This is a genomic window from Caldifarcimen microaerophilum (assembly GCF_055387105.1).
Window position 1 is genome coordinate 477114 of sequence record NZ_AP038914.1, and the last position, 15574, is coordinate 492687.

Sequence of the window (15574 nt, forward strand, 5' to 3'; positions counted from 1 at the left end):
GGTGAAGGACTGAAGTTCACCCATGAGTTCGGACACCCGGGAAGAGGGATTGGATGAACGTGTGGTGGACACGTTGAATCAAGGATCTCCATTCTTTGGGTGGCAATCGCCATTTCTTCTCAAGCAGGACAAAAGGCCCGGAGAAGCGTTTCCATCTTGCAGAGCCTGTACGACGGAGAAGTTCCTGACGCACCTCTCCTCCAAGAAGCAGCACAATGCCGTAGACCAGGAGCATAAATCCTACCAGCTTTTCCATCACCGCTTGTTTCTTGCTCATCACATCTCCCAACCCCAGCAGGCTTTTCATGTCCCGGAACGATTCCTCAATCTCCATCCGCCTGCGGTACAACCGCAGCGCTTCTTCAGGCTCCAGTGTGGTCATCAGCCACAGGGGTTCCTTCTGGCCCCACTCCCACACCCCGATAACGTTGACCTCCACTTCCCCACGGTATCGCAGCCCCCGAAAGACCACTTTTTCTCCAACAGGACATGTGAGATGGACCTTTCGTCCCTCGGCGTCCAGAAAAACCGGAGGACGGGATCCCATTCTCAAGCGGATCACGAAATTCATCCCCGCTTCCCGCAGATGGCGCAGGAGAGTCGTATAGCTGAATTCCCGGTCCATCACAAGGGGACGATTTCCAGAGAACCTTCCAGGAAAGAAGCGTCTGGATGTGGACGGCATTTCGTGAGCTTCCCGTATCTTTGAAGGTTCTTGAAGAGAAGGTGGTCATGGCAAAGGGGATGGCGCGTCCTCGCAGAGGGGCGGCGAGAACGAGGAGCCAGAAGCCGCGGGTTTTGCCATCTTTCAGGGTTCCGACGTATTCTGTCTTGCGGGCCTGGGGTCTTTCGATTTCGGTGACGTCAGCGATCACGAAGGGAGCGGTTTCGGGGAAAAGCCTCCAGAGGGTTTCATGGGGATTAAAATGTTCGAGGAAGCGCTGGATACGCTTATACGCGGCGCTTTCAGAAACGCCTTTCATCTTGCGAGCCATGGAAGAGATCCGGAGTGACCGGGCGTCCAGGAGAGCATATCCGATTTCCGTTGCTCGTTCTGCAAAGCGAGGATCCGGAAAAAGAACTTGCATGAACGACTTCAGGGGTATAAACTTCCTCATGGGGATCCTCCTTTCTTTTCGTTGTTTCTTGTTCAGCAGGGAAAGTATACAGCTTTCCCCCGGAGGATCCCCACCTCCCTTTCGCCCCTGTCCGAACTCTTGTCCGGAGGTCAGGAAGGAACGTTCGATGGTTTCCCTGTATCGTATTGACCGACCGTTCAGTTGATCGGAGGCACACCATGTCCATTCGCAACTGGTGGAACCGGTATCGTCCCAAAGAGCACGGCCTGGTGGTGATGACCCTCCAGGTGGTGGTCCTGGGCAGCGTGCTGGCCGTGCATCACGGCCCTGCCTGGTGGAGCGGTCTTCTTCTGGTGGTGTTCATGCCCTTCTTCCGGGAAATCCAGCGTCAGATGATCCTCCGGGGGGATCGGCCCCAGGACTGGTTTTTTGCACTGGCCGGTGGGGGCATCCTGGTGGGCAGCCTTGCCGTACTCCGCCCGGACGTGATGCCGGTCATCTGGGGACTCATTTTCCTGCTCGCCCTGGACGGATGGTTCCAGGCCCAAACCGCCTCAAGGAGCCTGGCGGCCGAAAGCCTCGGGGTGGCCGGGCTCGGACTGATGCTGGCCTTTGTCCTCCACCTGGGCGGACGCCCCTGGCTGGAAGCGTTCTGGATCGCGCTGGGGTTTGGTCTGGTGGCGGAAGAGGGGGTGCTGTTCGTGCGTCATCTCGCCGCCTCCCGGGGAGGGCGGGGGCAGATGAAAACACTTGCGGGGTTTTCCGTGCTTGCCACCCTGATCGCGTTGGCCGTGTATCCCCCGGGAACGGCGCTCTTTCTTGCCATTCTGCTGCTCGGAAAAACGTTTCTCGCCCGCATGTGGCGCCCCCCCACCACCCGGCGGGAGTTCCGGAGACTGGGGTGGATGGAAACCGCCTACACCAGCGTATTTCTCGTGGGGTGGATCCTGCTCTACCGCCCCTTCTGAGACCGGTCGCCCGCCCGGTAGTGGATCACCCGGACCTTCTCCATCGTCACGAGCCCTTCGGGAATCATCTCATCCAGAATGGGGAGGATCTGCTGGATTTTTTCTTCTGTGTCCACCACCTCCACCACGATGGGAAGATCGGTGGACAGGCGAAGCACATGGAGGGTGTGGAGAACGCTGTGGGCACCGTAGCCCATGATGCCCCGAAAGACGGTCGCCCCCGCAACACCTTCCTGCCGCAGACGCTCCACCAGCGCCTGATACAGGGGTTTCCCGTGATACCGATCCTGTTCCCCGAAGAAAATCCGCACGAGAACCCCCTCGCCTTCAATCCCTCTCATGTTCACCTCCTGAGGAGCAGAACGCGGACCATGACCATACCCAGAATCACCATCAGGGGCCCGAGAAGCACCTGGGAGGCGTAAAGAAAGAACGCCGGCCACGTCCGGGATTCAAGGAGTCGCACCGCCTCCAGTGAAAAGGTGGAAAAGGTGGTGAAGGAGCCCAGAAACCCCACCAGGAAAAACAGGCGGGCGGGCACGGGAAGGGCGATCACCTCGCTCACAAACGCCTCCATCACCGCCCCCATCACCAGCGATCCCCCAAGGTTGACCGCCACGGTTCCCCAGGGGAAATCGCCGTGGAACCACCCGGTGACCACCCATCGTGCCACCGCACCGAGAAACCCTCCGGCACCCACCCAGATCACGTCCATCATGGGCCTATGATAGATCCCCCACCGCGAACCATCTGAAGGGGGTGCTTGATGATTCCTCTCTCACACTGGAACATTGAGTATATGCCCAAGGTTTTCGTTGCAGACCTGGTTTCCGGTCGGACAGCACGAGAGGTTGAAACGTATTTCGCCCTGCTTCAGGTGGAACCCCGACAGGGCCCTCAGCAGGCGTACTGGCTCCTCACCCTGTCCGACGCCACCGGTCAAATTCAGGCCTATGTGTTTGAAGACCTCGCCCACCGGGTGAAGGAACTCGTCCCGGGCCGGGTGTATGCCATTCGGGGGTTCTATCAACCGGATCAACGCAGGATTAAAATTCGCGACTTTTCCCTTCTGGAATTCTATACCCTCGCCGATCTGGTCCCGGTCACACCGGCGGACATCCAGGAACTGGAACAGACGTTTTTCCGGTTTCTCCACAGCGTGGAGGATCCTCCGCTGCGCCACCTTCTTCGCTATCTCTTTGAGGAACGCCAGGATATCTGGGAGAAATTCCGCAAAGCCCCTGCGGCCAAAAAGTTTCATCACGCCTATCTCGGCGGCCTGCTGGAGCATGTGGTGAGCCTCCTGGCCCTGGCCGATGCCTATGCCCAAACCCATCCGGATGTTCGGCGCGACCTTCTCCTGGCCGGCGTGATCCTGCACGATCTCGGAAAAATTGACGAATTGACGTATTTCCCGGTGATCGATTACACGGATCAGGGACGGCTCCTCGGTCACATCATTCTGGGGTATGAGCGGGTGAATCAAGCGATTGAGGAACTTCGAAACCGCGGCGTGGAGTTTCCCGACAACCTCCGCCTGGCCCTCCTCCACATGATCCTGGCCCACCACGGAGAAAAAGCCTGGGGCTCACCGGTGGAACCTCACACCTATGAGGCCCAGGTCCTCCACTTTCTGGACAATCTGGACGCCAAAGCCTGGATGTTCCGTCAGGCCCGGGAAAGCGAGGAGGAGGGCGCCTGGGTGTGGCAGGAGGGCCTGCGGAAACAGGTCTTTCGGGATTATTAAAAACAGGAGGGTTATCATGAGCACCCTGAATCCCTGGGATGTTGCAAGGGCGCAGTTTTTTGAGGCGGCGGATTTCATGGGTCTGGAAGAAGGCTTCCGCAAAATTCTCTCCCACCCCAAACGGGAACTCATCGTCCACTTTCCGGTCCAGATGGACGACGGGCGGGTGGAGGTGTTCACCGGCTACCGGGTTCAGCACAACATCGCCCGGGGCCCTGCGAAGGGCGGGATCCGGTATGCCCCGGATGTGAACCTGGATGAGGTGCGGGCCCTGGCCATGTGGATGACCTGGAAAACCGCGGTGGTGAACATTCCCTTTGGTGGAGCCAAAGGCGGGGTACGGGTGGACCCCCACACCCTGAGCGAACGGGAACTGGAGCGCCTCACCCGCCGGTTTGCCACGGAGATCTCCATCCTGATCGGGCCGGAACGGGACATCCCCGCCCCCGACGTGAACACCAACCCCCAGGTGATGGCCTGGATCATGGACACCTATTCCATGCACAAGGGCTATTCCGTCCCCGGTGTGGTCACCGGCAAACCCGTGGAGATCGGCGGATCGAAAGGCCGCATTGAAGCCACGGCTCTGGGATCCTTCTATGTCACGCTGGAGGCTCTAAAACGCCTCAACGTCCCCCTGGAAGGCGCACGGGTCTCCATCCAGGGCTTTGGCAACGCGGGACAGTTTGCAGCAAGGATTTTCTCGGAAGCCGGGGCACGGATCGTGGCGGTGAGTGACTCCCGCGGGGGTGTGGTCAATCCCAAAGGTCTGGATGTCCAGCGGCTGCTGGAGGTGAAGCGAAAAGAACGGACTGTGGTGGCCTATGAGGACGGAGAGAAAGTGGGGCCGGCGGATGTCCTGGAGCTGGACTGCGACATCCTGATCCCGGCGGCTCTGGAAAACCAGATCACGAAGGAAAACGCCGACAAGATTCAGGCCAAGGTGGTGGTGGAAGCCGCCAACGGTCCCACCACACCGGAAGCGGATCGGATTCTGCACGATCGCGGCATTCTGGTCCTTCCCGACATCCTGGCCAACGCCGGGGGGGTGACCGTGTCCTATTTTGAGTGGGTGCAGGACCTCTATTCCTTCTTCTGGGATCACAACCGGGTGCGGGAAGAGCTCCGTAAGGTGATGGAACGGGCCTTTCACGAGGTCTTTGATAAGGTGGATACCCTGAAGGTGCATCCGCGGCTGGCCGCTTATGTCCTGGCCATTGAGCGGGTGGTTCAGGCCATCAAGATCCGTGGGATTTACCCATGAGTCCATGAGGGGCGGTGGCGTTCCATGCTCCGGCTTCAGGAAGCTCTTCTCCTCTTCTGTGCCCTGGCCCTGTCCGGGCTGGGGCTTCTCACCCTGAACGCCATCGCCCCGTCCCTTGCCCTCCGCCAGGGCGTGTGGCTGGGTGTGGGGCTACTCGCCTATGGCCTCGTCCGGAATCTCTCCCCCCGAACCCTCGTTCGGCTTGCCTGGGCCGGATACGTGCTGCACCTTCTCCTCCTCTTTGCGGTTCTCGCCGTCGGCAAAGGTCCCGTCCACCGGTGGCTGGATCTGGGGGTATTCACCTATCAGCCTTCCGAGGGGATGAAGGTGATCCTCACCCTCCTGTTCCCCCACGTGGCCTATCCCCTGTATCTTGAAAACCTGCTCCGGGGGGGTGCGCTGGTGGGTGCGGCCAGCATCCTGGTGGCCGTGGAGCCCGACCTGGCCACCGCCGGCGTGATCGGGCTCATCGCCTTTATCCAGACCTTCCTGGCCGGACTTTCCCTGCGCTTTCTTCTCCTTGCCGTGAGCCTGCCTCTGCTGCTCATCACCGTGGTGATCCCCTGGTTCTTCTGGGTCCTCCTGGGGGCCGGGAGTCTTTTGATTCTGACGGCCTCCCTGGGGCGGGGGTACTGGCTGTTCTATGCGTCCCTCATGGTGCTCGGGGGCGTCCTCACGCCCATTGTGTGGAACCGGGCGTTGAAACCCTATCAACGGGAGCGGATCGTCCGGTTTTTCCGGCCTGAAAATCCGCGGGCATCCTGGCAGGCCTATCAGGCCGAAATCGCCGTGGGATCCGGAGGACTCTGGGGCAAGGGGTACGGCAAGGGAACCCAGAAGGCCCTCCGCTTCCTCCCCGCCGCCCACACGGACTTCGTGTTTTCCGCATTTGCCGAGGAATGGGGGTTCGTGGGAGGCGTGGTGGTGTTTCTCCTCTTCGGTCTCCTGATCGGTAATCTGATCGCCTGGGGCAGTGCACTCCCGGACCCACGGGATCAGCTCGTGGTGCTGGGAATCGCCGGTTTCTTTTTCCTCCACGCGGGGTTCAATCTGGCCATGAACCTCCGGGTGTTTCCGGTGGCGGGCCTTCCCCTCCCCTTCATGAGTTACGGGGGAAGCCATCTTCTTGCAGAATTCGCCCTCCTGGGCATCGCCCAGGCCCACTTCCGGGCGACCTGGAAAAAGTGATCAGAAAGAAAAGGGCAGAAGCACACCCAGGAGATACAGGGTGGAATAGCGAAAGACCAGGTGCGGACGGGTTCTTCTGAACAGCACCCCCCCACACACCCCCACAAATCCCAGCGTCAACCCCCACGCCCAGAGGATACCCCAGAGGGGCGCCCGGCCGGTGAGGGAGAACAGGGCCACCACCGGGAGAAGGGAGGCGGCATACAGCAGGGTGAGCAGATCCGTCCAGAACGCCCCGTGGGTTCGGGGGAGGACGGGGATTTCCGCCTGACCGTAATCCTTTGCCTTCATCCGGGCAAGGGCCCAGAAATGCGCGGGCTGCCAGAGGAAGAGAAGGGCAAACAGAAGGGTGGCTTCAAGCCCCCACGTGCCCCGGGAAGCCACCGCACCGATGGCGGGGGGAAGGGCTCCGATCAGGCTCCCCACCACCGTGCTGTAGGGACTCCGGCGCTTGTGCCAGGTGTACACGGGGGTATACAGGATCACCGTGAGAGCCGTAAGCCCCACGACGGTCCAGGAAATAGGGGTTAACAGCGCAAGGCCTGCGAGAACATGCAGGGTTCCCATGAGAAAGACGGTCCGGGGTCGAACCCGCCCCGAAGGGATGGGACGATTGCGGGTGCGGGGCATCCGGGCGTCCACGTCCCGATCCATCCAGTGGTTGAGCATCGCCGCCCCTGCCGCCGCAAGGCCCACCCCCAGCACCGTGAGCACCCCCTCAACGAACGTTCCCCCACCCATCCGATAGCCGATCCCCACCGTCCACAGGACCAGAAACACGATCCGGATTTTGGCGAGTTCAAGATAGAGCCGAAGGGTCCTCATGCGCCCCCGTGTCGAAGGAAAATGGCCCAGGCATCCAGAAGGGAGAGCCCGAGAAGGAGGGCGATGGCGAACAGCGTGAGGCCCAGGTAACTCCAGGTCAGCTTGCTTTCATACAGAAGATGCATGAAAAAGAGGGCCACCAGCGCCGCCTTCACCGTCGCGATACCCACCGCCACGATCACGTTCCAGGCGCCCAGGTTGACCTGCGCCACGGCGACAGTGATCCAGGTGAGCACCAGGAGCGCCCCATACACGGCGCCGTACACCCACCAGGGGGTGACATGGGCATGGGGTTTGTCGTGGAGCATGGCCGTCCTCCTTTATCCCACAAGATAGAGCAGCGGGAAGAGATAGATCCAGATCAGGTCCACCAGGTGCCAGTAGAGCCCACCGATCTCCACCGGTGCGAAATATTCGCGGGAGAAGTGTCCCATGAGGTTGCGCACCAGAAGCCAGAACACCACCAGGATGCCGGCATACACGTGCAGGGCGTGAAGACCCGTCATGGCGAAATAGAGACCGAAGAAGAGCTTTTCCCCATCCGGCAATGCCATGAAGGCGGGACCACCGGGATAGAGTCCGTGATGGATCTTCGCCCCATACTCGACAGCTTTCACGAAAAGAAACGCGATTCCAAACAACAGGGTAGCGGACAGGAACAGGGTGGTGAGTCCCCGTTTGCCCCGCTGAGCGGCACCCACCGCCAGAGCCATGGTGAAACTGCTCGTGATCAGAATGACCGTGTTGATCGTTCCCAGCGTCAGATTGAGTTCCCGGTGGGCATGGTGAAAGGCGTCCAGATGCAGGGCCCGGAACACGCCGTAGGCCGTGAAGAGAACGGCAAAGAGCATAAGCTCGGTGATGAGGAAAAGCCACATCCCGAACTTGGCGCCGCTGTATCCGGCAAGCTCTTCCTTTTCCGCCACCAGCGCCTGGATGTGCTCGGCCGTGCTCATGCGACCACCTCCTCAACTTCTCCCTTCACGTGAATTTTATCATACGCGTACGGCCCGTGTTCCACCTTCACGGGTTCGTGGAAGTTGTGAAGGGGCGGGGGAGAGGACGTCTTCCATTCCAGGGTGAGTCCACCCCAGGGGTTGGCCGGCGATTTCCGTCCCCGGAAAAGGGAGTGGAGAATCACACCGAGGGAAACAAACAGTCCGAGGGCGAGCACATAGGACCCGAGGGTGGAAAGCTGGTGAAGCCCCTGGAATTCGGGGAGATAGTCCCAGTAGCGCCGGGGCATGCCCCGGGACCCCATGATAAATTGCGGAATGTAGGTCAGGTTAAAGCCCAGGAAATACAGAACGGCTCCGATCTGCCCCCAGCGTTCGCTGTAGAGTTTGCCGGTCATCTTGGGCCACCAGTGGAACAGGCCGGCCAGAAAACCGGTGAGCACCCCGCCCATCATGGTGTAGTGGAAATGGGCCACCACGAAGTAGGTGTCGTGAAGGTGGACGTCCGTCGCCAGCGAGCCCAGGAAAAGGCCGGTGAGTCCCCCGATGGTGAAGAGAAGAATGAAGTTGAGGGCATAGAGCATGGGGGTGCGCAGGCGGATCTGACCCCGATAGAGGGTCATGGTCCAGCTGAACACCTTGATGGCCGTGGGGATGGCCACAAAGAAGGTCAGAAACGAGAAGATGATGCCCGCCAGTTCGGACATCCCGCTCACGAACATGTGGTGACCCCACACCAGGAAGGAAATGGCGGCAATGGCCATGCTGGAAAAGGCGATGGCCCAGTACCCAAAAATGGGCCGGCGAGAATGCACGGTCACCACCTCCGACATCACGCCCATGGCCGGGAGAATCATGATGTACACGGCGGGATGAGAATAAAACCAGAAAAAGTGCTGAAAGAGCACAGGGTCTCCGCCCATGGCCGGGTTGAAGATCCCGATGTGCAGGATCCGCTCAAGGCCGATGAGGAGCAGGGTGATCCCCACCACCGGCGTGGCCAGAACCTGGATGATGCTCGTGGCATAGAGGGCCCAGATGAAAAGGGGAAGGCGATTCCAGGTCAGACCGGGGACCCGAAGGCGGTGGATGGTGACAATGAAGTTCATCCCGGTGAAGATGGAGGACATGCCCAGGAGGAAGGCTCCCAGAAGCACCACCACGACGGTGTTTTTCGTGAGGATGCTGTAGGGGGCATAAAAGGTCCACCCCGTGTCCACCGCCCCACCCAGAAGGGTGAGCATCATGAGCAGGGTCCCCGCCATATAGAAATACCAGCTGGCCAGGTTCAGACGGGGAAAGGCCACGTCTTTGGCGCCGAGCATGATGGGAAGCAGAAAGTTTCCGAGGGTGGCGGGAATGGCCGGAATGATCACGGTGAAGATCATCAGGGCCCCGTGAAGGGTGAAGACCCGGTTGTACGTCTCGGCGTCCATGATGGTTTTTCCGGGGGCGAGGAGTTCGGTCCGGATGAGGAGCGCCAGGACGCCGGCAAGGAAAAACATGGTCAGGATGGAGACCAGATAGAGGATGCCGATCCGTTTGTGGTCCAGGGTGAGAAGCCAGGACCGGAGACCCTTTCCTCCCTCTTCATAAAAGCTTGCGTGGTGTTCACGCACCGCCATGGTGAAACCTCCTTCGTTTTTCCCGAATCCAGAACATGCCCAGCATCACCCCCACCAGGAGGGTGGTCAGGAGGCCGGCAAGCTGCATCACCCGCACGGCCAGAAGGGTGTATTTCCCCGTCTGGGGATCATACCGGTAGCAATAAAGAAGCACCCGATCGGTGATGCTCCCGATTTTGCCTTCTCCCGCTTCCAGAAGGGCGAGTTTCAGGTCGCGGGGGTTGAAGTTCACCCCATAAAAATACCGGGAGATCACGCCATCCGGCGTGAGGACCATGATCACGGCGGGGTGGGCAAACATGACGGGATCGTCCTGAACCTTCCGGTAAGGGAACCCGACGGCATCCGCGAGCCTCCGGATCTCACCGGAATCCCCCACCGCAAACCGCCAGGCCTCCCGGGACACAATCCCGTGGCGATAGGTTTTGCTCGCCTCCCTTGCTTTTTCGGGGGTGTCTCCCGGGTCAAAACTCACCGTGAGGAGGCGAAAATCTTTCCCGGCTTTCAGGTCCATCCCCCGCAGGGCGTCGGCGATTCCATCGAGAATCATGGGGCAGAGCATGGTGCAGGAGTAATAGGCGAAGGAGAGCACCACCGGTTTGCCGTCTCGCAGAAACGACTCCACGGTGAAGGCTTCCCCCGCGTCGTTCACAAGTTTCACGTCCAGGGGAATCTGCTCTCCCAGGTGTTCCTGGACCTCAAGCTCCTGGAGATCCGCGGGCGTCTGGTTGGGAAGGCCTGGAGAGGGCGACTGGACGGCGCCAAAGGCGAAAAGGATAGCAATCATCACTTCAGGCTTTTGATATATGCGATCAGGGCGCTCAGTTCTTCTTCGGAAAGAAGGCCCGCAAAGGGCGGCATCACGGGATTGAAGCCTTCCACCACATCGGCCGCGGGATTCAGGATGGAGTTCCGGATATAGTTTTCGTCGGCGACCACTTCCCGTCCGTCAGCCAGGCGGACGTTATGACCGAACACCCCCTTGAGCGAAGGACCCACGCCGGGTGTGCCGTCCACCGAATGGCAGGCGTTGCAGCCCTTGGCTTCAAAAAGGGCTTGACCGAACGCCACCGGATCCTGTGAAGTCGCTGCGGCGGGAACCGCTGTTCCCTGGCTTTTCCGCCTATCATACTCCTCTTTGGGGACCACCTCCAGGGTGGCCAGCATGCGCGAGTGTGCTGCACCGCAGTATTCGGCGCAGTACACGGTGTAGGTCCCGGGGTTGGCCCGGAACCAGGCATAGGTGTAGCGCCCGGGCACGGCGTCCATCTTCACCCGGAAAGCAGGGACATAGAACGAGTGAATCACGTCCGATGAGGAAAGGATCACTTTGACAGGCGTGTCGGCGGGAATGACCACCCGGTTCACGGAAACCTGGCCGTCGGGGGTACGGAATTCCCAGAGCCACTGGCGGGCGTTCACCTGAAGTTCAAAGGCCTGCGAAGGCACCGCACGCTGAAGGGCAAACGCCTTCCATCCCAGATAGAAAATGCCCACAACCAGGATGAATGGGATCACCGTCCAGGCAATCTCAAGCTGGACACTCTCAAAGGCGGGAAGGATCTCCGGGTTGTTCCGATACCGGAGCACGAACACAACAAGCAGGGCAACGATCAAGAGGAAGAAGAAGGCGCTCAGGCCAAAAATCACCCAGAACACCCGGTCCACCGCGGGTGCAAAGGTTGAAGCAGCCTCCGGCAGCATGGACAGACCTCCCTGTGTCTCAACCTTGCATCAAAAATCTCATTTGTGGGACGTATTGTCCAGAGGGCGGTGAGAAATGTCAAGAGATGCCCCATGGAAAATGTGGGGTGGCGCAGGTGTCTCAAAATTGCACCTGACCGTGATTGACCCGTGCTTGAAATGCCCGCAGGGGTTCTCTATTCTTTCTCCATGTTCAATGCAGACATCGCCGTTGTGGGTTCCGGGTTCGGGGGATCGGTGGCCGCCCTCCGCTTTGCGGAAAAAGGCTACCGGGTGGTTGTCCTGGAAAAGGGCCGGGCCTTTCAGGAGGAAGATTTCCCCGAGAGCAACTGGAACCTGCCCCGGTGGTTGTGGATGCCCCGACTGGGCTTTCATGGTCCCTTCGCCCTTCACTTTTTCCGTCACGTGACCGTGCTGTCCGGGGTCGGGGTGGGGGGCGGATCCCTTGTGTATGCGGCCGTTCTGGAAGAACCTTCCCTCCCCTTCTTCCGCCATCCCGCCTGGCGGGACCTGGACAACTGGGCAGAGGTGCTCCGCCCCCATTATGCCACGGCCCGGAGGATGCTGGGCGCTGCACCCACTCCCCATGAAGGACCGGCTGATCACGCCCTCCGGGAACTTGCCCGGAGGCTTGGGCGAGAAGATGCCTACCGCACAACCCATGTGGGCCTTTCCTTCGGTCAGCCCGTGGTGGGCAAAGACCGAACGGTGTGCGTGTTCTGCGGAGGGTGCATGCTGGGGTGCCGGTATGGGGCGAAAAACACGCTGGACGCCAACTATCTCTACCTTGCCCAGCAACGGGGCGTGCGCATTCTCCCCCGGCACGAGGTGCGGGCCATCCGCCCTGTGAGAGAAGGTCGGGAAGGGTATGCCCTCCATGTGAAAACGCCCCGCGGAGAAGAGGTGATATGCACCCGCGGGGTGGTTCTGGCCGCCGGCGTGCTGGGAACTGTCCAACTTCTTCTGGCCATGAAACGGGAGGGCTATCCCCTTCCTCCCGAGGTGGGACGCAACGTGCGGACCAATTCCGAAAGCCTCATCGGCATCATGACCCGGCCGGGAATGGGGGATTTCTCCGAGGGCGTGGCCATCGGTTCCATTTTGAAACTCGGGGACGACCGGCATATGGAGGCGGTTCGCTACACCCGCACGTCCGGTTTCTGGCGCCTTCTGGGGGCACCCCTTGCCGAAGGTCCCTTTCTGAGACGCCTGGGCCTTGCCCTGTTCTGGCCCCTCCTGTGGCCCCGTGCGTTTTTCCGGAGTCTGTGGCCCTGGCCGTGGGGGGAGCGGTTTGTGATCCTTCTCTACATGCGCGTGGAAGGGGATGCCACCCTGGCCCTGGATCTGCGGGGAAATCGCCTGGTAACCCGTGTGGAAACGGGCGATCCTCCCACCACCCGCCTGAAAGAGGCCCGGGACCTTGCCCGGATGTATGCCCAAATCGTGGGCGGCATGCCCTTTGTGCTCTTCACCGAAAGCCTTCTGGACATCCCCACCACCGCCCATATCCTGGGGGGTGCCCCCATGGGAAAGGTGGTGGATGCCCGGTTGCGCCTTCCCACCCTCCCCAACTTCTGGATCATGGACGGCTCGGTCATTCCGGCCAATCCGGGGGTGAACCCTTCTCTCACCATCACCGCCCTCGCCGAACACGGCGCCCATCATGCCCGGCTGGAAACCCCTGAACGTCGGGGTTGAGGAGACCGGGATCGCCACGGCTTCGACACCGAGCCCCTGCCCTACCTTGACATTCTTGTGGGCATGGTGTATCCTTTCGGGGATAATGCAAAAGGAGGCCGCCGCTGAAGGGGGATATTCTCCTTGTTCTCGATTTGTCGGATGACCCGTGGCGGGGTATTGTCGCCACGCTGGATCTGGGTGGGCTCACCATCCGGAAACATGCGGAGGTCCCTGCGCGGGGGTTCCGTCGAGGGATGATCACCGATATGGAAGCGGCCCGTGAGGGCCTGCTCCGTCTGCTTGACGGTCTGTCCCTCTCTTCCCGGAGCCTTCCGCAGGAAGCCACCATCCTGATCTCCGGGGAAATCGAATATGAAGACGTGGAGGGATCCGCTGAAGTCCCCCGGGGTGAAATCACACGGCGGCACATTGAGGAAGCCCACCGGCAGGCCCAGCTGTCTCCCCGGCGGAGGGGGCATGCCTTCGGGACCCAGATGGAGAAAATCCAGTTCTACCCCATGTTCTATATCCTGAACAGCAACGAGCATCACCGCGTTCAGTCTCCCCTGGGCATGCGGGCCTCCCACCTGACGGTTCGCGGGCACCTTCTGCTCGCCCACAGCACGTTCGTCACCAATTTGCGTCAACTCCTCCGAAGTGCCGGCATCCATTACCACGACTTCCATCTTCGATCCTTTGGCACATCCCACTGGGTGGTGACTGAGGCGGAGAAGGACGCAGGGGTTCTCGTGCTGGAGACGGGGGAGTCGGTGATGGACGGGGTGGTGTGGTTTGAGAGACAACCCATCCGGTTTTTCTCCTACAGCGGAGGGTGGAAGGACTTTGTGCGAAGCATTGCGGACACGTTCCACATTCCCCTGGATGCGGCCCGGGAAGTCCTGAAAACCTATGGGGAGCTCTATGACGCCGGGCATGTGGGCGTCCCCAGCAAAATCGAGATCACGGTGGGGGATCAGGTGTTTGCCATTCCGAGGCGAGAGCTGATCGAGGTGCTTCATCAGGTGGCATGGGACATGCTGTCGGATCTGGAGAAAACCTTCCTTCATGACCCGGATGTGGGACGAAACTGGCTGGACTTTGCCCATGCCGTGGTGATGAACGGAACGTTCCTCCTCCTTCACGGCATTGACGCCCTTATTGAAGAGCTGTGGGGCAAACAGGTACGGATCCCCCCCACGCCTCCCGAAGAGGTGATTCAGATCATCCGGGATGTGCCTCCGGGTGAACGGGAGGACTTTCTGGAAAATCCCGGGCTGTTCCCCCTTCTCGGGATTGCCCTCTGGCGGGCTCGCGAACGCCGGGCGCGCCCGGTTCTTGCATCCACCACCAACGGGATGGGGTTTCCCACCCGTTTACGTACATTCTGGTCGCAGCTCTTGGAGAAATTAAAAATCGTTTGATCCGGGAGGTGAGAGGATGGACAAGGGTTTCGGGGTGCCCCGCGTCGTTGTGGTCGGGGTGGGGGGATGTGGCGGCAACACCATCGACCACCTGGTCGAGTTTGGCGTGCAGGGAGCGGATCTGCTCGCTCTCAACACGGACATGCAGGACCTGAACAAGATTCAATCTCCCAAGAAAATCGTTCTCGGACCCAACGTGACCCACGGCCTGGGGGCCGGCATGCGGCCCGAGCTCGGCGCCAAAGCCATGGAGGAGTCGCTGGATGACGTGCTCGCCGAGCTGGAAGATGCCCACATGGTCTTTCTTGTTGCCGGCCTGGGCGGTGGAACGGGCTCCGGTGCCCTTCCCGTGCTGGCACGGGCCCTTTCGGAGCGACATCCCGAAATCCTCACCCTGGCCATGCTGGTTTTGCCCTGGAGAGGCGAAGGCGCCTATCGTCGTCGGGTGGCCGAGGAATCCCTTGAAGAGATCAAACAGTACGTGGACAGCTATATCATCCTCCGCAACGATCGCCTGACCGAACTTGCCGAACAGAAAAAATTCACCCAGGCCCTGAAAGAAGGGAGCATGGTGGTCTTCCGTTCGGTCAAGGGTATTGTGGACATCATCGCACGGGCCGGGGTGATCAACGTGGACTTTCAGGATGTCCGGACCGTTCTGGAAGAAGGGGGACGGGCCCTCATGGGCATCGGCTATGCCGAGGGACAGGACCGCGCCATCCAGGCCGTGGAGAAAGCCCTCAAAAGCCCTCTCCTGGACGACATGTCCATCCAGGGGGCACGGAACATCCTGGTCAACATCCTGTTTGATGAGGACGAACCCGATACACGGGAAATCGAATCCATCATGGAATACGTGATGGAAGAAGTGGATCCGGATGGATACGAGCCTCTCACCGCCTATGGCATGGCGCAACATGAAGGCCTGGGCAACAAAATCCAGATCACCCTTGTGGTCTCGGGAATTTCGGAAGAGCTGCCCCCACCCTCCCGACGGAGCCGTCTTTCCCGCCCCGCTCCCCGTCATCCCCGGGATTCCCGTGACATTTTCCCCACCTGGAGGAGGGAGCGGCGCGACATTCCACCGTATATCCGCCGGATTCAGGAGTGAGGTGGC

16 protein-coding genes are annotated in these 15574 nt (G+C 60.4%); 7 read left to right on the plus strand and 9 right to left on the minus strand.

Annotation, left to right across the window (positions count from 1 at the left end; all coding sequences use genetic code 11):
* Positions 1-16: 16 nt before the first annotated feature.
* Positions 17-685 carry a transposase gene (locus AC6HU3_RS02240; RefSeq protein WP_497474294.1) on the minus strand — a complete coding sequence of 223 codons (669 nt, stop codon included), beginning with the start codon at positions 683-685 and terminating at the stop codon, positions 17-19.
* A gap of 612 nt (positions 686-1297) precedes the next feature.
* On the opposite strand from AC6HU3_RS02240, the gene AC6HU3_RS02245 reads away from it, so the two are divergent.
* Positions 1298-2047: a YwiC-like family protein gene (locus AC6HU3_RS02245; RefSeq protein WP_497474296.1), complete on the plus strand. Its 750-nt coding sequence runs from the start codon at positions 1298-1300 to the stop codon at positions 2045-2047.
* On the opposite strand, the gene AC6HU3_RS02250 is transcribed toward AC6HU3_RS02245, so the two are convergent.
* Together AC6HU3_RS02250 and AC6HU3_RS02255 are read right to left on the minus strand one after the other, a co-directional pair.
* Positions 2032-2388 (minus strand): DUF190 domain-containing protein, encoded by a 357-nt coding sequence (locus AC6HU3_RS02250; protein WP_497474297.1) that lies wholly within the window; start codon positions 2386-2388, stop codon positions 2032-2034. The two genes, AC6HU3_RS02245 and AC6HU3_RS02250, sit on opposite strands and share 16 nt — an antisense overlap.
* Before the next feature lie 2 nt (positions 2389-2390).
* On the minus strand, positions 2391-2765 hold the full coding sequence (locus AC6HU3_RS02255) for a fluoride efflux transporter FluC (RefSeq protein ID WP_497474299.1): 375 nt from the start codon (positions 2763-2765) through the stop codon (positions 2391-2393).
* Positions 2766-2846: 81 nt separating this feature from the next.
* Here AC6HU3_RS02255 and AC6HU3_RS02260 point away from each other — a divergent pair, with 81 nt between their 5' ends.
* Genes AC6HU3_RS02260 through AC6HU3_RS02270 form a run of 3 tightly spaced genes read left to right on the plus strand, consistent with a single transcriptional unit; the run spans position 2847 to position 6246 of the window.
* Complete coding sequence (locus AC6HU3_RS02260; RefSeq protein ID WP_497474301.1) at positions 2847-3794, plus strand: 3'-5' exoribonuclease YhaM family protein; 948 nt, start codon at positions 2847-2849, stop codon at positions 3792-3794.
* Between the two features lie 16 nt (positions 3795-3810).
* On the plus strand, positions 3811-5058 hold the full coding sequence (locus AC6HU3_RS02265) for a Glu/Leu/Phe/Val family dehydrogenase (protein ID WP_497474303.1): 1248 nt from the start codon (positions 3811-3813) through the stop codon (positions 5056-5058).
* Positions 5059-5082: 24 nt separating this feature from the next.
* Positions 5083-6246 carry an FtsW/RodA/SpoVE family cell cycle protein gene (locus AC6HU3_RS02270; RefSeq protein WP_497474305.1) on the plus strand — a complete coding sequence of 388 codons (1164 nt, stop codon included), beginning with the start codon at positions 5083-5085 and terminating at the stop codon, positions 6244-6246.
* Here AC6HU3_RS02270 and cyoE read toward each other — a convergent pair whose 3' ends face one another.
* Genes cyoE through coxB form a run of 6 tightly spaced genes read right to left on the minus strand, consistent with a single transcriptional unit; the run spans position 6247 to position 11356 of the window.
* Positions 6247-7071 (minus strand): heme o synthase, encoded by an 825-nt coding sequence (cyoE, locus tag AC6HU3_RS02275; protein ID WP_497474307.1) that lies wholly within the window; start codon positions 7069-7071, stop codon positions 6247-6249.
* Positions 7068-7379, minus strand: coding sequence for a cytochrome C oxidase subunit IV family protein (locus AC6HU3_RS02280; protein ID WP_497474309.1), 312 nt, complete (start codon positions 7377-7379; stop codon positions 7068-7070). The genes cyoE and AC6HU3_RS02280 overlap by 4 nt, the downstream gene beginning before the upstream one ends.
* Before the next feature lie 12 nt (positions 7380-7391).
* Complete coding sequence (locus AC6HU3_RS02285) at positions 7392-8027, minus strand: cytochrome c oxidase subunit 3 family protein (RefSeq protein ID WP_497474311.1); 636 nt, start codon at positions 8025-8027, stop codon at positions 7392-7394.
* Positions 8024-9652: a cytochrome c oxidase subunit I gene (locus AC6HU3_RS02290; RefSeq protein WP_497474313.1), complete on the minus strand. Its 1629-nt coding sequence runs from the start codon at positions 9650-9652 to the stop codon at positions 8024-8026. Before AC6HU3_RS02290 ends, AC6HU3_RS02285 begins: the two co-directional genes overlap by 4 nt.
* Positions 9639-10439, minus strand: coding sequence for an SCO family protein (locus AC6HU3_RS02295; RefSeq protein ID WP_497474314.1), 801 nt, complete (start codon positions 10437-10439; stop codon positions 9639-9641). Before AC6HU3_RS02295 ends, AC6HU3_RS02290 begins: the two co-directional genes overlap by 14 nt.
* Positions 10439-11356, minus strand: coding sequence for a cytochrome c oxidase subunit II (coxB, locus tag AC6HU3_RS02300; RefSeq protein ID WP_497474315.1), 918 nt, complete (start codon positions 11354-11356; stop codon positions 10439-10441). The genes AC6HU3_RS02295 and coxB overlap by 1 nt, the downstream gene beginning before the upstream one ends.
* Before the next feature lie 189 nt (positions 11357-11545).
* Here coxB and AC6HU3_RS02305 point away from each other — a divergent pair, with 189 nt between their 5' ends.
* From AC6HU3_RS02305 to ftsZ, 3 genes are all read left to right on the plus strand, one after another.
* Complete coding sequence (locus tag AC6HU3_RS02305; RefSeq protein WP_497474316.1) at positions 11546-13054, plus strand: GMC oxidoreductase; 1509 nt, start codon at positions 11546-11548, stop codon at positions 13052-13054.
* Between the two features lie 134 nt (positions 13055-13188).
* Positions 13189-14457, plus strand: coding sequence for a cell division protein FtsA (locus AC6HU3_RS02310; RefSeq protein WP_497474318.1), 1269 nt, complete (start codon positions 13189-13191; stop codon positions 14455-14457).
* Between the two features lie 16 nt (positions 14458-14473).
* Positions 14474-15568: a cell division protein FtsZ gene (gene ftsZ / locus AC6HU3_RS02315; protein ID WP_497474320.1), complete on the plus strand. Its 1095-nt coding sequence runs from the start codon at positions 14474-14476 to the stop codon at positions 15566-15568.
* Positions 15569-15574 lie beyond the last annotated feature (6 nt).

Coding starts and splice junctions, on each gene's coding strand:
- AC6HU3_RS02265 (WP_497474303.1), top strand. CDS start 3,811: ATGAGCACCCTGAATCCCTGGGATGTTGCAAGGGCGCAGTTTTTTGAG.
- cyoE (WP_497474307.1), bottom strand. CDS start 7,071: ATGAGGACCCTTCGGCTCTATCTTGAACTCGCCAAAATCCGGATCGTG.
- coxB (WP_497474315.1), bottom strand. CDS start 11,356: ATGCTGCCGGAGGCTGCTTCAACCTTTGCACCCGCGGTGGACCGGGTG.
- AC6HU3_RS02240 (WP_497474294.1), bottom strand. CDS start 685: ATGCCGTCCACATCCAGACGCTTCTTTCCTGGAAGGTTCTCTGGAAAT.
- AC6HU3_RS02295 (WP_497474314.1), bottom strand. CDS start 10,439: ATGATTGCTATCCTTTTCGCCTTTGGCGCCGTCCAGTCGCCCTCTCCA.
- AC6HU3_RS02305 (WP_497474316.1), top strand. CDS start 11,546: ATGTTCAATGCAGACATCGCCGTTGTGGGTTCCGGGTTCGGGGGATCG.
- AC6HU3_RS02280 (WP_497474309.1), bottom strand. CDS start 7,379: ATGCTCCACGACAAACCCCATGCCCATGTCACCCCCTGGTGGGTGTAC.
- AC6HU3_RS02260 (WP_497474301.1), top strand. CDS start 2,847: ATGCCCAAGGTTTTCGTTGCAGACCTGGTTTCCGGTCGGACAGCACGA.
- AC6HU3_RS02285 (WP_497474311.1), bottom strand. CDS start 8,027: ATGAGCACGGCCGAGCACATCCAGGCGCTGGTGGCGGAAAAGGAAGAG.
- ftsZ (WP_497474320.1), top strand. CDS start 14,474: ATGGACAAGGGTTTCGGGGTGCCCCGCGTCGTTGTGGTCGGGGTGGGG.
- AC6HU3_RS02270 (WP_497474305.1), top strand. CDS start 5,083: ATGCTCCGGCTTCAGGAAGCTCTTCTCCTCTTCTGTGCCCTGGCCCTG.
- AC6HU3_RS02290 (WP_497474313.1), bottom strand. CDS start 9,652: ATGGCGGTGCGTGAACACCACGCAAGCTTTTATGAAGAGGGAGGAAAG.
- AC6HU3_RS02250 (WP_497474297.1), bottom strand. CDS start 2,388: ATGAGAGGGATTGAAGGCGAGGGGGTTCTCGTGCGGATTTTCTTCGGG.
- AC6HU3_RS02245 (WP_497474296.1), top strand. CDS start 1,298: ATGTCCATTCGCAACTGGTGGAACCGGTATCGTCCCAAAGAGCACGGC.
- AC6HU3_RS02255 (WP_497474299.1), bottom strand. CDS start 2,765: ATGATGGACGTGATCTGGGTGGGTGCCGGAGGGTTTCTCGGTGCGGTG.